The following is a 19568-nucleotide window of genomic DNA, read 5'->3' as shown; positions in this document are numbered from 1 at the left end:
GGCAGCCGGCGGGCCGCTTACTTCGACGCGAGCCCCATCTCCTCGCGCACCTTCGACACGTTGTCGCGCGTCGCGAGCATGCCCGTCGTCAGCGTCAACGGCGGCGGCGCCTTGCCCTGCGTGATCCACGTGTACATCAGGTCCGAGGTTTCCTCGCCGTGGCGCTTCGGGCTGATGATCACGGTGCCGTAGAAGCCCGTCGGCTGCGGCTTCTTGAACTCGTTCAACGCCGAATCGGAACCGCCGATGCCGATGCCGATCATGTTGTCGGCCTTGAAGCCGCGCCCTTCGGCCGCGCGCACCGCGCCGAGCACGGCCTCGTCGTTCAGGCCGTACGCGACCCAGTGCTTGAACTGCGGGTTCTTCGTGAGCGCGATGTTCGCCGCGTTGAACGCGTTCTCGGTGTCGGTCTTCGCCTGCGGCGCCGCGACCACGTTCGCCTTCGGGAAGCCGGCGGCGACCAGCGCGTCGGTCGCGCCGCTCGTGCGGTCGTGCGCGGTCGGCAGCTGCTCGTAGGTGATGTCGATCGCGCCGACGTCCTTCATGTCCCAGCCGCGCTTCTTGATCTCGGCCGCGATGCCGTCGCCGACCTGCTTGCCGATGTTGTACGCGGAAATCCCCATGTGCGGCACCGACTCGATCGGCTTGCCCGCACCGTCGACGAGGCGGTCGTCGACCGTCATCATCTTCAGGTTGTGCGACTTCGCCTTCGCGACGATGCCCGGCCCGAGCTTCACGTCGGGCGTGCAGATGATGAAGCCCTGCGCCTTCTGCGCGGACAGGTTGTCGATCGCGCTCATCACCTTCTCGCCGGACGGCGCGCCGATCTTCACGAGCGTGAAGCCCTTCTGCTTCGCGGCGATCTCGGCGAATTTCCACTCGTCCTGGAACCACGGCTCTTCCGGCTGCTTCACGAGGAAGCCGATCTTGACCGGGTCGGCCGCGTGCGCGACCGGGCTGCCCATCACCACCGCGGCCGCGGCGGCCAGCGTTACGAACGTTCTGCGTTTCATCTCCAGTGTCTCCTTGTTTTCATCGAACAGGATGCAGCCGCTTGTTGGTTTCGACGCAGCGTGCGCGCGGCCGTCGCACGTGCGGTCTTTCGAATCGTTACGTCACTTGTGTCAGTCGTGATACAGCGCCGCGCGCCCGCCATCGACGGTGATGCACGCGGCATTGATGAACGGCGCCTCGTCGGACGCGAGAAACACGGCCGTCATCGCGACCTCCTCCGGTGTCCCGATCCGCTTCATCGGCTGCAGCGCGAGCGTCTCGGCGCGCGCGGCGGCCGGATCGGGCTGCGCGTCCCACCAGTCGCGCGTCAGTTGCGTCTCGATGTAGCCCGGCGCGATCGCGTTCACGCGTACGTTGCGCGCCGCGTATTCGATACCGAGCGCACGCGTGAGGCCGAGCACGCCGTGCTTCGCGACGGGGTACGGAAAGCAGCCCGGGATGATCCTGAATGCATGCGTCGACGCGATGTTCACGATGCTGCCGCGGCCGCGCTCGACCATGCCCTCCAGCGCCGCGCGGCAGCCGTGCCACACGCCGTCGAGATCGACCGCGAAGCAGCGGCGCCAGTCGTCGTCGGTCATCGTCAGCGGATCGGCGAACACGTTGATGCCCGCGTTGTTCACGAGCACGTCGAGCGGGCCCAACGCGGCTTCCGTCTGCGCGAGCGCATCGCGCACCGCCTGCTGCCGCGCGACGTCGGCCTGCAGCGGCAGCACGCGCGCGCCGTCGCATTCACGTGCAATCGCGGCGGCCGTGTGCCGCGCCTGCGGGAAGTCGAGATCGACGAGCGCGACGGCCGCGCCTTCGCGCACGAACGCACGCGCGATCGCGGCGCCGATGCCGCGGCCCGCGCCCGTCACCATCGCAACCTTGCCCGCGAGGCGGCCCATCATGCGGCTCCGCCGCGTGCGGCGCGCAAGCCGGCCTGGAACGCGCGCGCATTCGCCGCGGTCGTGTCCGCCGACTGGCCGGGGCGGTACAGCGCCGAGCCGAGCCCGAAGCCGTTCGCGCCGGCGTCGAGGAACGGCTGCATGTTGTCCGGCGAAATTCCGCCGACCGGAATCAGCGGCACCGCGCGGTCGATCACCGCGCGCCACGCCTTCACGACGATCACGCCGAGCTGCTCGGCCGGGAACATCTTCAGCACGTCGGCGCCATGCGTCAGCGCCGCGAACGCTTCGGTCGGCGTCGCGACGCCCGGCGCGCTCGCCAGCCCGCGCTCGCGTGCGCGGCGGATCACGGCCGCGTCGCCGTGCGGCATCACGATCAGCGCGCCGCCCGCGTCCTGCACGCGGTCGACGTACTCGGCGCGCAGCACGGTGCCCGCGCCGACGATCATGTCGTCGGGCAGCGCACGGCGCAGCGCCGCGATGCTGTCGAACGGCTCCGGCGAGTTGAGCGGCACCTCGACGATCCGGAAGCCGGCTTCGTACAGCGCACGGCCATGGTCGGCCGCCTCGGCGGGCGTGATGCCGCGCATGATCGCGATCAGCGGACACGCGTCGAACGCACGCATCAATGCGGCGTGGGGCGTGTACGGTGCGGGCAATGTCAGGTCGGTCGGCATCGGCAATTCCTCTTCAAGCAGTTCACTGGTCGGCACAGACTGGCTCGCCGTCCGCGCGTACGAGCCCGGCGCGCGACGCGATCCGCCACAGGCCGCGCTCGGTCGCATGCGGGACGACACGCGCACGCGCATGACCGAATACCCGGAGCGCATCGACGTAGCGCGAACACAAACCGTCGTCGCCGATCAGCAGCAGCGGCTGGTCCGCGAGCGCGATGCCGCGCTCCGCGAGCATCGCGTCGAGCGCGTTGAGCTCATGGCCGATCAGCAGGCCGGACAGGTAGTCACCCTGCGCATCGGGGGCGAGCCGGTCGGTCAGCCCCAGCGTGCGCGTGCTGAAAATCGTCGCGAGCAGGCCCGTGCGCTGCGCGCCGCGTGCGACCGCCACGCCGCGCAGGAACGCCGCGCGATCGGGCGATTCGCCCGCGCGCATCGTGCGGCCGAGGATCGTGTGATCGCGCAGCACCGCGAACAGCTCGCCCGTCATGAAGGTCTGGAAGCGTTCGATCAGCCCGTCCTTCACCCACGCCCATTTCGCATGCGTGCCCGGCAGGCCGATCAGTACCCCTGAACGATCGGCGCCAAGCATCGGATCGCTCGCGAGCGCGCCGACGATCTGCGTTTCTTCGCCGCGCATCACGTCGGGCAATTCGCCCGTCGCGATCACGCCCGGCACGATCGAGACCGTCGCGCCGCGCGCCGTCGTGACCGTGATGAGGCCCGCGACGAGCGCGTCGGCGCCGGCCGGCACCGCGACGTACGGCGCCTCGCGCCAGCCCTGCGCGCTGCCGACCATCCCGGCGGCGAGCACCGGCAGGCCGGGCGTACGGTCGAGCCAGTCGCCGCACGCTTCCTCGAACACCGCGTCGAACCCGCGCGCGCCGCCGCCGGGCACGTGCATCACGCCGGCCGCCCGGCTGCGCGTATCGATCGGCACGCCGTGCGCGTCGTACAGATACGCGCGCAGCGACGTGGTGCCCCAGTCGAGCGCGATCAGCGACGGGGACGCGGAACTGGCATCCGGAACGGGCCGGGTCGAAGTCGTCATCGTTTGATCCTGCGGGTACCCTGCGGCGGGCTCCAGCCCAGTTCCGCGGAAATGGCTCGCGCTTCGCGCTGCACGAGCGGAATCAGTTCGTCCATGCGGTCGTGCGGCATGTACGGAATCGTGCTCGCGACCGACACCGCCGCGACGATCGCACCCGACGCGTCGCGGATCGGCGCGGCCACGCAGCGGATCGATGCCTCGTTTTCCTCGAGATCGAACGTATAGCCGCCGGCCGCGTAATGGGCCATGCGCTGCAGGAACGCGCTCGTCTCGGGCCGGTTGTCGGGCTTGAAGTTGACGCCGGCCAGCGCGCGCCGCGCGGCTTCGAACAGCGAGCGCCACAGATCGGGATCGAGGTCGAGCATCATCGCCTTGCCGATGCCGGTCGACGCGAGCGGCATCCGGTGGCCGACGCGCGAGCGCATCTCCAGGCCGCGCGTGCCGGGAATCTTGTCGATGTACAGCACGTCGTCGCCGTCGCGCACGCCGAGATGGATCGTGTCGAGCGTCGCTTCCGCGAGCGCTTCCAGATGCGGGCGCGCCACCGCGGTCAGCGGCATCTGCTCGAGCGCGATCGTGCCGAGCTCGATCAGCTTCGGGCCGAGCAGGTAGCCGCCCTGCACCTGGCGCAGATAGCGCGCCTGCACGAGGCTGCTGACGAGACGGTGCGTCGTGCTGCGCGTCGTGCCGAGCGCGGCGCCGATCGCACGCATGTCGCGCGCGCCGTTCGCGATCGCCTCGAGGATCGCGAGGCCGCGCAGCAGCGTCTGCGTGCCGGCCTGCTGCGCGGCGAGGTCGAGCGGCGTGCTGGTCGCGCCGATGCTGTCGGTCAGCGACGTATCGGCCGGCATCGCGCGCCGGGCGTCGAGGGCAAGGGAGTCTGGCATCTTGGTCATGGAACGGGGCGTCTTCAACGGAATCGGTGAAGCCGCTCGCGCGGCGCCGGAACGGCGTCCGGTGCGGCGGCGTGGCGGCGGTCGATGCACCGAGTAAGGCGCCCGGCGAACTTCATGGAAGGTGTCTCCGTGTGCGACGGGCGCCGCGCGATGCGTGGGTCCGAAGCTGTCGATGTGCTTCGGATTGTAGGAGCGCACGCACTCGTCTCCAATATTTGAATGCGTTGTCCAGATAATGAGAATTCATGCGGGGTCGGCGGCGGGCTCGATGCCCCTGGCCGCGCCATGCGCGCGGGGGCGGGACCTGCCGTGCCGCAGGTTCCGCCCCCGTTTGTTCACGCCGTCCCGCGCTTACTGCTGACTCGTGCTGCGCGCCTGCATGTAGCGCTGTACGTCGGCGAACGACACGCGTCCGCTGCCGCCCGCGTCGATCTGCCGGAAGTGGTTCGCGACATAGCCGAGGCCGGCCGCGCGCGCCTGCGACTCGGTGATCGAACCCGTGTTCTGCGTGTCGGCCGCGCTGAACTGCCGCGCGAGCTTGCGCACCACCTGCGCATGCAACGCGGCGCCGGTGGTCTGCGTGCCGGCGGTCGCATGGCGCGCGGCCGGCGGCACGTACGGATCGCCGAGCTGCGCCTGGCGCGCACGCGCCGGCGCGGCGGCGGCGTCGCTCGCCTGCGCGAACGCGGAAACGGATGCGGCGGCGCCGACGCATGCGAGCGCCGCGGCAACGACGATGAAACGATTCTTCATGTCAGGCTCCAGTCTGGAATGAGGTCGTCGACTGCCGGCGAGCGGCGCCGACGAGGACGCCTGTCGCCGGCCTCGCGCAATCAGTGCGCGGCCGCGTTGTAGAAAGTCACGAGGTCGGCTTTCTCCTGCGGGCGCGACGTATCGTCGAGATAGACCATGTGCCCGCCCTGATAGTCCCGGATCGTCAGGTTCGGTTGCGTGCCGAGCCGCGCGAGGTCGAGCTCGGTCTGGTAGAACGGCGTCGCGATGTCGTGATACCCGTTCAGCGACAGCACCTTCAGCGCCGGGTTCAGCGTCAGCGCCGCGGCCAGATCGGGGATCGTGTCGGGCATCGCGAGGCCGTCGTGCGTCCAGTCCCACGTGTTGATCGCATTGCTGCTCACCGAGTAGGCCGACTGCGCGGTGTACTTCAGTTCGTTCGGCAGATAGCTGCCGATCGTGTCGGTGAACGGCTTCGTGATGAACGAGCTGGACGGATCGCCGTCGGCCGCGAGCGGGCTCGACACGGGCACGTTCACGCGTGCGTCGTAGCGGCCGATCAGCGTGCCCGGCACCAGCGACAGCTGGAAGCTGTTGTCGAAGAAGGTCGGGACCACGTTGAAGTCCGCATTCCACAACGCCTGCTTCACGCCGGTCGAATTCGCCATCGTCGTGACGAGACTCGGCGGCGGCGGCGTATGGCTCGCCAAGTACGCGTTCACGGCGGGCGCGTAGCTGCCGGCCGTCAGCAGCCGCATCTGGTCCGCATACTGCGGCAGGTTCGACGGGTTCGGGTTGTCGAGCTGGTAATACGCGCCGACCGTGCCGTACGACGGCACGAAGCCGGCGCAGCTCACCGGGCTCGCGCCGTTGTTCGAGTTGCCGACATAGTCGCTCGCCATGTCGCAGTTCGTGTTGTAGTTCAGGATCGACGACTGCAGCACGATGCCGTCGAGCTTCACGCCGGCCGTCTCGAGCAGGTTCGCGAGCACGTCGGTGCGCGGCGTCCCGTACGACTCGCCGAACAGGTACTTCGGCGAATCGTTGCGCTGGTTCACGCTCAGGTAGCGCGTCACGAAATCGCGGAACGCGCCGGCGTCCTGGTCGACGCCCCAGAACGTCTGGTTCGTGTTCGGCGCGACCGCTTCCGAGAAGCCGGTGCCGATCGCATCGACGAACACGAGGTCGGTCGTGTCGAGCAGGGTTTCCTGGTTGTCGACGAACGGGAACGTCGACGTGTTCGCATTCGGGTCGCCGGTCTGGATCCGGCGCGGGCCGAACGAGCCGAGGTGCAGCCACACCGAGGCCGAGCCGGGGCCGCCGTTGTACAGGAACGTGACGGGCCGCTTCGCCGCGGGCTGGTTGTCGGCCGTGTACGCGACGTAGAAGAACGATGCTTCGGGCGCGCCCGTCTGCGGATTGCGTGCGACGAGGTGGCCGGCCGTGGCCGTGTACCGGATCGTCTTGCCGTTCAGCGTGATCTGATGGTGCGTGACGGCGGCCTTTTCGACCGCGGCGGAGGCATCGAGCGACGCGTTGGCGCTCGACGAATAACTGTTTGGATCGTTGTACGCGCGGTCGACCTGACCGGCGGGGTCGGCTGAATTGGCGGCGCTCGCTGCAGACGACGTCACGTCGTCATTGCAGGCCGTCAGAATCAGCGAAGAACACACCACCCCCAACAACAGCTTCGCTTTGCTCGCTGGCATCGTTGCGTTCCTTCCCGGATGTTTTTTATGTCGAGCAGCCGGATAAGCCGCCCCCCGCCTCGATTGCGGCCGATGAGCCGAGGCGCCGGCCAATATACGCGAGCCCGCCGGCTTTGAAAAATTTGGAAATATTCGGCGCGCAACCGGTGCAGCGCACACCTTTCAGGAATGCTTCGATTCGCGAAACGTTGCATTTCACGTCGCTTTCATCGACTTTCGCGTTTACTGGCGACGGCTAAAAAAGCACCGGTTTCGTGCGATGTCGACCAACAAAATCGCGCGGTCATCGGTATTGCTCGGCAAAGCGAAATAGACGGATTCGTCTAAAGGATACGGCCCGAAATGGTGTGGATACGCATGCGCTGCAGCGCACCAATCGCGCCTTTGCGACAGAAAGGACAATGCAGCGGCGCTGACGCGCCGCTTACTCGGATTGCGGCAGCTCGGCCGCGCCCATCCGCCGTGCGATGACCGCCGCCCGCTGCGCCTGGTAGGCCGAGCCGCGATGCGCATCGAACCAGCGTGGCTTCGGCAGCATCACCGCGAGGCGGGCCGACTGCCACGCACCGAGCCGGCTCGCGGGAATCCTGTAGTAATAGCGTGCGGCCGCTTCCGCGCCGTACACGCCGCGTCCCCATTCGACCGAATTCAGGTAGATCTCGAAGATGCGCTCCTTGTCGAGCACCGTTTCGAGCATCCACGTGATGATCAGCTCCTGCCCCTTGCGGATGTAGCTCTTCTCGCGCGACAGGAACAGGTTGCGTGCGAGCTGCTGTGTAATCGTCGAGCCGCCCGCGACGATCCTGCCGCGCGCCTTGTTCTTCTCCCACGCCTGCAGGATCGCGTCGACGTCATAGCCGTTGTTGGTCGCGAAGGTCGAATCTTCGGACGCGATCAGCGCGCGCTTCAGGTTGCGCGAGATCTGGTCGTACGGCACCCACTGGTGCCGGATCTGCGCGGGCGGCGTGTCGCGCGACAGCCACCACGCGTCGGTGCGCATGAACGCGGTCGAGCCCGGGTTCACGAACGACCACAGCGCGATCTGCGCGAGATAGAACAGCTGCGTCGCGAGCCACGCGAGCGCGAACACCGATCCCGCGTAGACGATCCAGCGCGCGACGCTCACCGTCCGCGTGCGCTGCGTGCCGCTCACCGCCACCACGTGCCGCGCTCCGTTCAGTTCGCCGCGAGCGCCTGGCGCAGCGCGGCCAGCACCGGTGCGCCATCCGGCCGCACGCCGCGCCAGATAAAGAACGATTCGGCCGCCTGTTCGACCAGCATCCCGAGCCCGTCGGCCGTGCGCGCGCCGAGCGACGCCGCATGCTGCATGAACACGGTCGGCTGCGCGCCGTACATCATGTCGTACGCGAGCGTGCCGGCGCCGAACGCGGCCGCGTCGCATTCCGGCAGCGCGGCATCGAGGCTGCCGGCCGTCGCATTGATCACCACGTCGTACGGTTCGGCCCGCACGACGCCAGGGCCGCCGCCCGCGAGCGTGCAGCCCGCATCGTGCGCGGCCTGCATGAACTGGCCGACGAGCGCTTCGGCCTTGCTCGCGGTGCGGTTCACGATTTCGATCGACAGCGGTCCGCGGTCGAGCAGCGGCAGCACGACGCCACGCGCGGCGCCGCCCGCGCCGAGCAGCAGGATGCGCGCCCCCGCGAGCGACACGCCGAGATTCGCTTCGATGTCGCGCACGAGGCCGACGCCGTCGGTGTTGTCGCCGTGGAGGCGGCCGTCCGCATCGATGCGCAGCGTGTTCACCGCGCCTGCCGCCGCCGCGCGCGGCGACAGCGTGTCGGCGAGCGCATGCGCGTCGAGCTTGAACGGCACCGTCACGTTCGCGCCGCGCCCGCCTTCGGCGACGAACGCGCGCACGGCGGCCTCGAACCCGTCGATCGGCGCGAGCCGGTGCGCGTACTCGATCGGCTCGCCGGTCTGCGCGGCGAACTGCGCATGGATGAACGGCGACTTGCTGTGCGCCACCGGGTTGCCGAACACGACATAGCGGTCCGTGCCGCTCGTCGACGCAACTGCGTTCATGATGCGCGCCCCTCTTCGCCGTCGTTGCCGCTCGCGGCTTCGCCGCCCTCTGCCGCCGCATCGCCCGACTCGGCCAGCGCCTCGGCCTCGGTTTGCGCCGACGCGTCTTGCGCGTCGACCAGCGTGTCGTCGCCGCCTTCGACATCATCCTCTTCGTCGGCCGCGTCGCCGCTCGTCACGGTCGGCGCGTCGAGCACGTTCAAGAGGCGCACCGACGCCTCGATCGTCAGCTCGTCGAGCGACATCACGTCGAGCAGCACGCGCGTGCCGCGCGCATGCACGCCGAGCCCCGGCACGTGCAGCAGCAGCGGGATTTCCTCGAGGCGCACGAGATCGCCCTTCACGACGCTCGCGACGACCTGCTTCTTCTGTTCCTGCTTGAGCCAGCGCAGGCACCAGAAATATTCCATCCGGCGCTGGTAGTCGGCATAGGCCGTGTACGTATCGTCGAAACCCTGCACGACCGCGTAGAGATCGGCGTCCTTCGGCTTGAACGGCGCGGCGAGCTTCGCGGTGACGCCGTGCTGCACGCACGCGAGCAATTGCCACTGGTTCACGAGGTCGACGTAGCGGCGCAGCGGCGACGTGCTCCACGCGTACTGCGCGACGCCGAGGCCTTCGTGCGGCGCGGCCGTCGTCTGCATCCGCGTGCGCTTCGGGCCCGGCGCGCCGAAGCCGCGCTGCGACCGGTAGATGCCCGGCACCGTGTGGTCGTGCAGGAACGCGCCCCAGGTCGAGTTCGCGAGGATCGCGAGCTCCGACACGATCAGGTCGAGCGGCGAGCCGCGGCGGCGCGGCGTGATCGTCACGTGCTCGCCTTCGACGTAGAAGTTGTAGTCGGTGTTGCGCTGCACCTCGCGCTTCAGGCCGTAGCCCGCGCGCGCGACCTGGCGCTTCTCGAACAGCGCCTGCGCGAGCGGCCACAGCACGGCGATGTCGTCCTTGTGCGGGTAGTCGCCGGTGCCGGCCGCGAGCGTCTCTTCGTTGACGAGCTCGTCGAGCGTGTTGTGGCGCAGGTTGTTCTTCACGAACACGAGCTCGGCGCGGGTCTCGTTCGCGACGATGTCCTGCGTCTCGCGGTTGACGATGATGTACAGCGACAGCGCCGGCCGGTAATCGCCCTCTTTGAGCGTGAACACGTCGACGACGTCGTCCGGCAGCATCGTGATCTTGTCACCCGGCATGTAAACGGTCGACAGGCGCGCGCGCGCGATCGCGTCGACCGGATCGCCGCGCACGATGCCGAGCGCCGGCGCCGCGATGTGCACGCCGATCCGCACCCGGCCGTCGGACAGGTGCTCGACCGAGAACGCGTCGTCGATTTCGGTCGTCGTGATGTCGTCGATCGAGAACGCCTCGACGTTCGCGCGCGGCAGGTCGTCCGGCAGCGGGCCGACCGTGACGGGCGGAAAGCCGGTGCCGTGCGGGAAGAATTCCGCGAGGAAGCGCGCTTCGTGCAGCGCACGCGGCGACTCGATGCCGCCGCAGTCGAGCATCAGCCGCGCCGGCGACACGCCGCGCGCGCCGGCCGCCGCTTCCATCGCCTTGTACTCGATCGAATTCTTGTCCGGCCGCGTCAGCAGCCCGAGCACCTTGCCCGCGAACGCTTCCGGCAGCTTGCCGGCCTTCAGCTCCTCTTCATACTGCGCCTGCACGAGCGCCTGCTGGCGCTTGCGCTCGAGCGACGCGAGCGCCATCTTGAGCTGCTCTTCCGGCGCGCGCTGGTACTGGCCGCGCCCCTTGCGGCGGAAATAGACGGGCGAGCCGTGCAGCCGCAGCACCAGCGCCGCGCGCTCGACCGGGCCGTACGTCGCGCCGAAGTATTCGGCGGCCAGCGCCGTATACGCGAACTCGTCGGCCGGCGCGCATTCCCACAGGAAGTCCAGATCGATCTGCTGCGCGGCCGTGTCGGCCTCCTGCATCAGTTCGCCTGCAGCCGGCTTGTCGAATTCGATCAGCACGTCTTTCGCGCGCACCTTCGCGCGCCGCCCGCCGGGCAACTCGACCTGAAACGCGTCGCCCTGGCGCGACAGCACGCTGCCCGCCTTGAAACTGCCCGATTCCTCGAAGAAAACGTTCACTCAGTACTCTCGTTCAGACTGCCGGGCGCCGCGTCGGCGGCGCCGCATGATGATGGGAATTCGATCGGCACGTGGCCGGTTTATGACGTCTTTCCGTCGCAAAACGCGAGAACGTCGTCGACATAGTCGGCAAATTCGCTGATTCCATGATCGCTGCCGTCGATCACGCGGGTTTTCGCGCCCGGGTAATGGGCGAGCATCTCGCGGTAATCGAGCACTTCGTCGCCGGTTGCCGCGAACAGATAGTAGCGGTCGGCGCGCGTGATCGCCGGCACGCGCAGCGCGTCCAGTTCGTGCAGATGACGGCGCTCGACGACGATCGTGCCGCCGCCGTGCCACAACGGCTGCTCGCCCAGATGCTGCTCGAGATCGCGCTGCGGCACGATTGCCGGATTCAGCAGCACGGCTTTCCAGCCATGCTTTTCGGCGAGCCACGTCGCGTAATACCCGCCGAGCGAGCTGCCGATCACGGTCACGTCGCGTGCGCCCGCGACCTCGGCTTCCGCCACCGCGATCGCGTCGAGCGGCGACACCGACAGCAACGGGCACCGCCACTCGCCGGTGCGGCCGAGTTCGGCCATCCGTGCGGCGAGCAGCCGCGATTTCTGCGATTCCGGCGACGACCGGAAGCCGTGCAGATACAGGATCACGGGCGGCTCCCGAGCGCGTCGAGCAGCTTCTGGTGCACGCCGCCGAAACCGCCGTTGCTCATCACGAGCACATGGTCGCCCGGACGCGCGGCCTCGACCACCGCCTTCACCAGCAGATGCAGATCGTCGAATGCGCGCGCGCGGTCGCCGAGCGGCGCGAGCGCCTCGGCGAGATTCCAGCCGAGCGCATCGCGCCCGGTCGGCGCGCCGTAGCCGAACACGAGATCGGCATCGGCGAGGCTCGCCGGCAATTGCGACTTCATCACGCCGAGCTTCATCGTGTTCGAGCGCGGCTCGAGCACGGCGAGGATGCGGGCATTCTGGCGGCCGATGCGTGCACGAAGACCGGCGATCGTGGTGTCGATCGCGGTCGGATGGTGCGCGAAATCGTCGTACACGGTCACGCCGTCCACGCTGCCGCGCACTTCCATGCGGCGCTTCACGTTGCGGAACGACGCGAGGGAAACCGCGGCCTGCGCCGGCGGCACGCCGACGTGGCGCGCGGCGGCGATCGCCGCGAGCGCGTTCATCCGGTTGTGGTCGCCCTGCACCTGCCACGCGACTTCGCCGACGCGCTCGGCGTGCGAATACACCGCGAAGCGTTCGTCGACCGGCACGCCGTCCTCGGCCGGCAGCGCCTGCCAGCCGCCGTCGACGCCGAAACGCTCGACCTCGCTCCAGCAACCGCGCGCGAGCACGCGCTCGAGCGCATCCGAGCGGCCGTTCGTGACGATCCGCCCGACGCCGGGCACGGTGCGCACCAGATGATGGAATTGCGTTTCGATCGCGGCGAGATCAGGGAAGATGTCGGCGTGATCGAATTCGAGGTTGTTCAGCACCGCGGTGCGCGGCCGGTAGTGCACGAACTTCGAGCGCTTGTCGAAGAATGCCGTGTCGTACTCGTCCGCTTCGATCACGAAGAAGCTCGAATCGGTGAGCCGCGCGGACACGCCGAAGTTCAGCGGCACGCCGCCGATCAGGAAGCCCGGGTTCAGCCCGGCGTCTTCCAGCAGCCAAGCGAGCATCGACGACGTGGTCGTCTTGCCGTGCGTGCCCGCGACCGCGAGCACCCATTTGCCGGCGAGCACGTGCTCGCCGAGCCACTGCGGACCCGACACGTAAGGCAGGCCGCGATCGAGGATCGCCTCCATCAGCGGATTGCCGCGCGTGACGACGTTGCCGATCACGAACAGGTCCGGTTTCAGGTCGATCTGCTCGGCGCCGTAGCCCTCGATCAGCGTAATGCCCTGCGCCTGGAGCTGCGTGCTCATCGGCGGATAGACGCCCGCGTCGCAACCCGTCACCGTGTGGCCCGCCTCGCGTGCGAGTACGGCGAGACCGCCCATGAAGGTGCCGCAGATGCCAAGAATGTGGATGTGCATAGATGAATGCTTTCGCGCCGCCGGGCGCCGTCGATTCGGAAAGGATGCGTGCGCGGCGCGCCGGCGAGGCCGTGGAGCCGGCGCCCGCCCAACGGCCTGGCCGCGACACAAAGAGCACTATTGTAACTGACGGCCTGCGACGCCCGGCGGCCTGAACGATGCGTGCGAACGGTGCCGGCGCCCTTGGACCGCGGGCCGCCGCACCCGTGCTCGGGCGCCGTGGCGATCGAGTATGATTGCCGGATCATGTCTCGCAAACCTCTTGTCGACCCGCGGCGCGTCCGCGAGGAAATCGCCCAGTCCGCCGCCCGCCTGATCGCGGAGGACGGCCAGGACTACGCCGGCGCGAAACGCAAGGCCGCGCGCCAGTTACTGGGCGATTCGCGCGTTGCCGGCGAATGGCTGCCCGATAACGACCAGATCGAGGAAGAACTGCGCGAGTACCTCGCGCTGTTCCAGAGCGACACGCAGCCGGACGAACTGCGCCGCCTGCGCGAGATCGCGCTCGACTGGATGGGCCGGCTCGCCGAGTTCCATCCTTATGTGACGGGCGCGGTGCTGAACGGCACCGCGAACGCGCATTCGGATATCCATTTGCAGGCATTCACCGATAACCCGAAGGACGTCGCGATCTACCTGCTGAACCAGAACGTCCAGTACGACGTGTCCGAGACGCGGCATTTCGCGGGCCGCGGCGATGTCGAGACGCTCAGTTTCCTGTGGCGCCCGCGGCGCGACGTGGATGCGATCGGCATCCATCTCGCGCTGTATGCGAGCGACGACCTGCGCGGCGCGGTAAAGGCCGACGCGCGCGGCCGCGTCGCCCGCGCGGACGCCGCGGCGCTGCGGGCACTGGTCGGCGCAGGCCAGGCTCCTTCCGAACCGGAATGATTGAACGATGATGATGAAACGCATGTTGGCGCTCGCGGTGGTCGCGGCCGCCGCCATTGCCGGCGGGATCGCCGCCGGCCACTGGTTCCGCGGCACGGCCGACGACGGCGTCGCCGTCGCCGCGCCGGCCGCCCACGGCAACCCGGTCGACCAGCTGTGGGCGTCGTCGCTCACCGGCGTCGACGGCAAGCCGGCCACGCTGGCGGCCTTCAAGGGCCAGAAAGTCGTCGTCAATTTCTGGGCGTCGTGGTGCGGCCCGTGCGTCGAGGAGATGCCCGAGCTCGTTGCGCTGTCGCACCAGTACAAGCAAAAAGGCATCCGTTTCGTCGGAATCGGCGTCGATTCCGAGCAGAACGTGAAGAACTTCCTGCAGAAGGTGAAGGTCGACTATCCGGTCTTCGTCAGCGGCTATGCGGGTGCCGATCTGGCCCGTAATTTCGGAAATACGGCCGGCGCGCTGCCGTTTACCGTCGTCATCGACGAAACCGGCAAGATTCGCGAGACAAAATTGGGACAAATCCAACCGGCCGAGCTGAAAAAGACGCTCGACGCACTGTAATCCGTCCGAACGGCAGCCCGCGCGTTGGCGGCGATTTGCAGGTCGATCGCCGCAATTTCGCGGAAATTCGCGAATACTTTGCGGCCGCACCGGTAATTCTTGCGGGTCCGGCGCACCTGGCCGTTCGGCAAAACTAGACAAATTTCTCTAAATAGCGCTAAAGTTCGCGCAATTCCGCAGAAATAGAAGCGACCATGACACGATTGCTGGTGCTGCACGGCCCCAACCTGAACCTTCTCGGCATCCGGGAACCGGAGGTGTACGGCCGCGTCACGCTCGCGCAGATCGATCAGGCGCTTGCCGCGCGCGCCCAGGAGGCCGGCGCCGAACTGTCGTCGTTCCAGAGCAACCATGAAGGCGCGCTGGTCGACCGCATCCAGGCCGCGCGGGAGGAACAGACCGATTTCATCCTGATCAATCCGGCCGCGTATACGCATACGAGCGTTGCGATCCGGGACGCGATCGCCGGCGTCGGCATCCCGTTCGTCGAGGTTCATCTGTCGAACGTGCATCGCCGCGAAGCGTTCAGGCACCACTCCTACTTTTCCGACCAGGCCGAAGGCGTGATCTGCGGGCTCGGCTGGAAAGGTTATCTGTACGCGCTCGAGTACGCGCTGGACAAGCTGCAAGGCGCGTCGCGCGGCTGATTTCGCGATCTAGATTCAGCGCCGGCCCCTAACCGGCGCTTTCACGTATTGAAAGGGGAATTCCCGATGGATCTTCGTAAGCTGAAAACTCTGATCGACCTCGTTTCCGAATCCGGCATCTCCGAGCTGGAAGTGACGGAAGGCGAAGGCAAGGTGCGTATCGTCAAGAACGCACCGCCGGTCTACGTGCAGCCGACGGCTGGGTATGCCCCGCAAGTCAGCGCGCCGGCTCCGTCGGCCGCGCTGCCGACCGACGGCGCTGCCGCGCCGGCAGCCGGCGCAGCCGCCGCACCGGCCGTCCCGCAGGGCCACGTCGTGACGTCGCCGATGGTCGGCACGTTCTATCGCGCGCCGTCGCCGGGCGCGGACCCGTTCGTGCAGGCCGGCGACACGGTCAAGGAAGGCCAGACGATCTGCATCATCGAAGCGATGAAGCTGCTCAACGAGATCGAGTCGGACAAGGCCGGCGTGATCAAGGAAATCCTCGTCGAGAACGGCCAGGCCGTCGAATACGGCCAGCCGCTTTTCGTGATCGGCTAAGCCCGCCGCGCGGCCCTGCCGGCCGCGCGCCGCCGATGCTCGCCAGGCGCCGTTCGCGCGCCCCTCGAAGAGACGAATACTCGCTATGTTTGAAAAAATCCTCATTGCCAACCGCGGTGAAATCGCGCTGCGCATCCAGCGCGCGTGCCGCGAACTCGGCGTCAAGACGGTGGTCGTCTACTCGGAAGCCGACAAGGAAGCCAAGTACGTGCGCCTCGCGGACGAAGCCGTCTGTATCGGCCCGGCCCCGTCGAACCTGAGCTACCTGAACATGCCGGCGCTGATCAGCGCCGCGGAAGTCACCGATGCCGAGGCGATCCACCCCGGCTACGGCTTCCTGTCCGAGAACGCCGATTTCGCGGAGCGCGTCGAGCAGTCGGGCTTCACGTTCATCGGCCCGCGCCCGGAAACGATCCGCATGATGGGCGACAAGGTCACCGCGAAGCAGACGATGATCAAGACCGGCGTGCCGTGCGTGCCGGGCTCGGAAGGCGCGTTGCCGGACGATCCGAAGGAAATCGTCAAGATTGCGCGCGCGATCGGCTATCCGGTCATCATCAAGGCGGCGGGCGGCGGCGGCGGGCGCGGGATGCGCGTCGTGCACACCGAAGCCGCGCTCGTCAACGCGGTCAACATGACCCGCGAGGAAGCCGGCCGTGCGTTCGGCAACCCGCAGGTGTACATGGAGAAGTTCCTCGAGAACCCGCGCCACATCGAGATCCAGGTGCTGTCGGACGCGCACAAGAACGCGATCTGGCTCGGCGAGCGCGACTGCTCGATGCAACGCCGCCACCAGAAGGTGATCGAGGAAGCGCCGGCGCCCGGCATTCCGCGCCGCCTGATCGACCGCATCGGCGACCGCTGCGCGGACGCGTGCAAGAAGATGGGCTACCTCGGCGCGGGCACGTTCGAATTCCTGTACGAAAACGGCGAGTTCTACTTCATCGAGATGAACACCCGCGTGCAGGTCGAGCACCCGGTATCGGAACTGATCACCGGCGTCGACATCGTGCAGGAACAGATCCGCATCGCGGCCGGCGAGAAGCTCACGCTGCGCCAGCGCGACATCCAGTTCCGCGGACATGCGATCGAATGCCGGATCAACGCCGAAGATCCGTTCAAGTTCACGCCGTCGCCGGGCCGGATCACGTCGTGGCATACGCCGGGCGGCCCCGGCGTGCGCGTCGATTCGCACGCCTACAATGGCTATTTCGTGCCGCCGAACTATGATTCGATGATCGGCAAGCTGATCACCTACGGCGCGACGCGCGAGCAGGCGATCCGCCGGATGCGCATCGCGCTGTCGGAAATGGTCGTCGAAGGCATCCAGACCAACATTCCGCTGCACCGCGAGCTGATGATCGACGCGAAGTTCGTCGAAGGCGGCACCAGCATCCATTACCTCGAAAACCGGCTCGCACAGAAGCAGCAGGTCGCACCGGAAGAAGCGTAAGCATGAGTTATCGCGAACTCGTCGTCGAACTGGCCCGCGAGCATGCGGAGGCCCTGTCCGACGCACTGCTCGATCTCGGCGCGCTGTCGGTGTCCGTCGAGGACGCCGACGCCGACACGCCCGACGAACAGCCGCTCTTCGGCGAGCCGGGCCTCGTGCCCGATCGCACCGCGTGGCAGCACTCGCGCGTGGTCGCGCTGCTGTCGGCCGACCACGAGCCGGCCGTGCTGCTCGCGGCGGCCGCGAACGAGATCGGCATCGCGGAAACGCCGAAGTTCGTCGTGCGCGAAGTCGAGGAGCAGGACTGGGTGCGGCTCACGCAGTCGCAGTTCGAGCCGATCCCGATCGGCGAGCGGATCTGGGTCGTGCCGTCGTGGCACGATGCGCCCGATCCCGATGCGCTCGTCCTCGAGCTCGACCCCGGCCTCGCGTTCGGCACCGGCAGCCATCCCACGACCCGCCTGTGCATGGAGTGGCTCGAGCAGTCGGTAAAGCCCGGCCAGTCGGTGCTCGACTACGGCTGCGGCTCGGGCATTCTCGCGATCCTCGCGAAGAAATGCGGGGCGAACCCCGTGATCGGCATCGACATCGATCCGCAGGCGGTCGAATCGGCGCGCCAGAACAGCGAGCGCAATCGGGCGGAAGTCACGTACGGTCTGCCCGACGCGTGCCCGGACGGCGAATTCGACATCGTCGTCGCGAACATCCTGTCGAATCCGCTGAAGCTGATGGCGTCGATGCTCGCATCGAAGGTCAAGCCTGGCGGGCGCATCGCGCTGTCGGGCGTGCTCGCGCGCCAGGCGGACGAAGTCGCGGCCGTTTATGCGCGCTACGTCGACATCTCGGTCTGGCGCGAACAGGAAGGCTGGGTATGCCTTGCCGGAACCCGCCGCGAAAGCCATTAGAATAGCGCTGTCCTTCACTCTGGCCAGCAGGCCGCCCGGCTCGACATGCTTCTTGCGACGCGCTGCCCTCATTGCGAAACCGTCTTCCGGCTGCAGCAGGAACAGCTCTCGCTGCATCAGGGGCTCGTACGCTGCGGGCATTGCCACGAAGTCTTCAACGCCGCCGAATCGCTCGTTCCCGAGTACGCGCCGCAGCCCGAACCGGCATTGACGGAGCCGGCTGCCGCGCCGCACGGCGGCGACGCACGCCAGCAGGCCGCGCCGGCTCGGCTGTTCCTCCCTGACGCGCCGCCCGAATTGCCGACCGGCGCCGATTACAAGCCGGAAGGCTGGGACATGTGGGCGCCGTGGCTCGACGCCGGCGTCGATCCGTCGTTGCAGCACAGCGTCGAGACCGTGCGCACCGAGCCGTTGATACCGCTCGCGCTCCCGTCCACGGAAGCGGGCGTCGTCCACCTGTCGGGTACGCCCGAGTCATTCGCGACCGCTCCGGCCGAGCTCGACGCATCGACTGCCGTCGAGCAACCGGCAGAACCGCATTCGCCGCAAACGCGGTACGAACCGCACGAAGCCGACGAGGCCACGCCCTCGCGCTCGCCCACCGAGCACGATCCGCACGAGCCCCGTTTCGTCGCCCATCTTCCGTCGGAAACGGAAGCCGCCGCCGAACCGGTCGAACCCGTCGTCCCCACGCACTTCGCGACGCCGGACGACGAACGCGCGCCGCGCGAACCGCGTTTCGCGTTCACGCCCGCACCGGCCGTCACCGAAGCCGAAACAGCATCGGAACCCGACACCTTCGCCCGGCACGAGCAAGCCCCGACCGCAGCGGCAGCCGATGAACCGGCCGTCCAACCGGCCGTCCCCTTCCCCGCCGCATTGGCCGACGACGATCGCCCGCACTTCGCCGTCACGCGCGAAACGCGCGCGCCGCAGCGACGCGGGATGCTCGGCGGCTTTTTCGGCGGCCTGGTCGCGGCCGCGCTGGTCGGGCTGCTCGTCGCGCAGCTGGCGTGGTGGCAACGCGAAACGCTGATGATCTACTGGCCCGTCACGCAGGGCTGGTTCCGGCAGGCGTGCGCGCCGCTCGGCTGCACGGTCACGCCGCCGCGCGCGATCGACGGGCTGCGGCTCGACGCGACCGACCTGCGCCAGCTCGACGGCCCGCGCGAGCTCGAACTGAAGGTGCCGCTGACGAACCGCTACCGCGTCGCGCTCGCGTACCCGTCGCTCGAACTCACGCTGCTCGACGACACCAATCACATCACCGTGCGCCGCGTGCTCGCGCCGCGCGACTACGTGCGCCCGGGCACGCCGATCGACGCCGGGCTGCCGCCCGGCACGACGCAGACGATGGTCGTCCGCCTCGAAACGAACGGCACGCCCGCCTCGAATTTCCGCGTCCAGATCTTCTATCCGTGACGCGCCGCGGCGCGCTCGCGCGCCCGTCT

General features: G+C 68.1%; 19 protein-coding genes. 7 read left to right on the top strand and 12 right to left on the bottom strand.

Going from position 1 to position 19568, the window contains the following annotated elements; genetic code table 11:
* Positions 1 to 17: 17 nt before the first annotated feature.
* From CFB49_RS02705 to mpl, 12 genes are all read right to left on the bottom strand, one after another.
* Positions 18 to 1013 carry an arabinose ABC transporter substrate-binding protein gene (locus tag CFB49_RS02705; protein WP_069616787.1) on the bottom strand — a complete coding sequence of 332 codons (996 nt, stop codon included), beginning with the start codon at positions 1011 to 1013 and terminating at the stop codon, positions 18 to 20.
* A gap of 111 nt (positions 1014 to 1124) precedes the next feature.
* A complete protein-coding gene (locus tag CFB49_RS02700) occupies positions 1125 to 1904 on the bottom strand; it encodes an SDR family oxidoreductase (RefSeq protein WP_089491402.1) in 780 nt (259 codons plus the stop codon).
* A complete protein-coding gene (locus CFB49_RS02695; RefSeq protein WP_089490655.1) occupies positions 1904 to 2581 on the bottom strand; it encodes a 2-dehydro-3-deoxy-6-phosphogalactonate aldolase in 678 nt (225 codons plus the stop codon). Before CFB49_RS02695 ends, CFB49_RS02700 begins: the two co-directional genes overlap by 1 nt.
* A gap of 22 nt (positions 2582 to 2603) precedes the next feature.
* Positions 2604 to 3629, bottom strand: coding sequence for a 2-dehydro-3-deoxygalactonokinase (locus CFB49_RS02690; RefSeq protein WP_089434524.1), 1026 nt, complete (start codon positions 3627 to 3629; stop codon positions 2604 to 2606).
* On the bottom strand, positions 3626 to 4525 hold the full coding sequence (locus CFB49_RS02685) for an IclR family transcriptional regulator (RefSeq protein WP_011694140.1): 900 nt from the start codon (positions 4523 to 4525) through the stop codon (positions 3626 to 3628). The genes CFB49_RS02690 and CFB49_RS02685 overlap by 4 nt, the downstream gene beginning before the upstream one ends.
* 351 nt (positions 4526 to 4876) lie before the next feature.
* On the bottom strand, positions 4877 to 5278 hold the full coding sequence (locus CFB49_RS02675; protein ID WP_050013859.1) for an EF-hand domain-containing protein: 402 nt from the start codon (positions 5276 to 5278) through the stop codon (positions 4877 to 4879).
* Between the two features lie 80 nt (positions 5279 to 5358).
* The gene (locus CFB49_RS02670) at positions 5359 to 6966 is read right to left on the bottom strand and encodes a S10 family peptidase (protein WP_089490654.1); all 1608 of its coding nucleotides are present in this window, start codon (positions 6964 to 6966) and stop codon (positions 5359 to 5361) included.
* A gap of 424 nt (positions 6967 to 7390) precedes the next feature.
* Positions 7391 to 8128 (bottom strand): monofunctional biosynthetic peptidoglycan transglycosylase, encoded by a 738-nt coding sequence (gene mtgA / locus CFB49_RS02665; protein WP_069616792.1) that lies wholly within the window; start codon positions 8126 to 8128, stop codon positions 7391 to 7393.
* 14 nt (positions 8129 to 8142) lie between these two features.
* A complete protein-coding gene (aroE, locus tag CFB49_RS02660; RefSeq protein ID WP_069616793.1) occupies positions 8143 to 9009 on the bottom strand; it encodes a shikimate dehydrogenase in 867 nt (288 codons plus the stop codon).
* Complete coding sequence (locus CFB49_RS02655; RefSeq protein WP_069616794.1) at positions 9006 to 11090, bottom strand: RNB domain-containing ribonuclease; 2085 nt, start codon at positions 11088 to 11090, stop codon at positions 9006 to 9008. Before CFB49_RS02655 ends, aroE begins: the two co-directional genes overlap by 4 nt.
* Before the next feature lie 80 nt (positions 11091 to 11170).
* Positions 11171 to 11740 (bottom strand): YqiA/YcfP family alpha/beta fold hydrolase, encoded by a 570-nt coding sequence (locus tag CFB49_RS02650; protein WP_069616795.1) that lies wholly within the window; start codon positions 11738 to 11740, stop codon positions 11171 to 11173.
* A complete protein-coding gene (mpl, locus tag CFB49_RS02645) occupies positions 11737 to 13122 on the bottom strand; it encodes a UDP-N-acetylmuramate:L-alanyl-gamma-D-glutamyl-meso-diaminopimelate ligase (protein ID WP_069616796.1) in 1386 nt (461 codons plus the stop codon). The genes CFB49_RS02650 and mpl overlap by 4 nt, the downstream gene beginning before the upstream one ends.
* A 246-nt stretch (positions 13123 to 13368) precedes the next feature.
* Here mpl and CFB49_RS02640 point away from each other — a divergent pair, with 246 nt between their 5' ends.
* From CFB49_RS02640 to CFB49_RS02610, 7 genes are all read left to right on the top strand, one after another.
* Positions 13369 to 14013: a UDP-N-acetylmuramate--alanine ligase gene (locus CFB49_RS02640; protein ID WP_069616844.1), complete on the top strand. Its 645-nt coding sequence runs from the start codon at positions 13369 to 13371 to the stop codon at positions 14011 to 14013.
* A 7-nt stretch (positions 14014 to 14020) separates the two neighbouring features.
* The gene (locus tag CFB49_RS02635; protein ID WP_089490653.1) at positions 14021 to 14572 is read left to right on the top strand and encodes a TlpA family protein disulfide reductase; all 552 of its coding nucleotides are present in this window, start codon (positions 14021 to 14023) and stop codon (positions 14570 to 14572) included.
* 194 nt (positions 14573 to 14766) lie between these two features.
* Positions 14767 to 15219 carry a type II 3-dehydroquinate dehydratase gene (aroQ, locus tag CFB49_RS02630; protein WP_089490652.1) on the top strand — a complete coding sequence of 151 codons (453 nt, stop codon included), beginning with the start codon at positions 14767 to 14769 and terminating at the stop codon, positions 15217 to 15219.
* Positions 15220 to 15285: 66 nt separating this feature from the next.
* A complete protein-coding gene (accB, locus tag CFB49_RS02625) occupies positions 15286 to 15759 on the top strand; it encodes an acetyl-CoA carboxylase biotin carboxyl carrier protein (protein ID WP_069616798.1) in 474 nt (157 codons plus the stop codon).
* Between the two features lie 85 nt (positions 15760 to 15844).
* The gene (gene accC, locus CFB49_RS02620) at positions 15845 to 17212 is read left to right on the top strand and encodes an acetyl-CoA carboxylase biotin carboxylase subunit (RefSeq protein ID WP_050013869.1); all 1368 of its coding nucleotides are present in this window, start codon (positions 15845 to 15847) and stop codon (positions 17210 to 17212) included.
* Positions 17213 to 17214: 2 nt separating this feature from the next.
* Positions 17215 to 18117, top strand: a complete 903-nt coding sequence (prmA, locus tag CFB49_RS02615) for a 50S ribosomal protein L11 methyltransferase (protein WP_089490651.1) — start codon at positions 17215 to 17217, stop codon at positions 18115 to 18117.
* A gap of 45 nt (positions 18118 to 18162) precedes the next feature.
* Positions 18163 to 19539, top strand: a complete 1377-nt coding sequence (locus CFB49_RS02610; protein ID WP_089490650.1) for a zinc-ribbon and DUF3426 domain-containing protein — start codon at positions 18163 to 18165, stop codon at positions 19537 to 19539.
* The last annotated feature ends 29 nt before the right edge of the window (positions 19540 to 19568 follow it).

It is taken from the genome of Burkholderia sp. AU17457, from assembly GCF_002223255.1.
Lineage (GTDB): Bacteria > Pseudomonadota > Gammaproteobacteria > Burkholderiales > Burkholderiaceae > Burkholderia > Burkholderia sola.
Note: the sequence above shows the minus strand (reverse complement) of the source record. Positions and strands in the feature narration are given on the sequence as shown.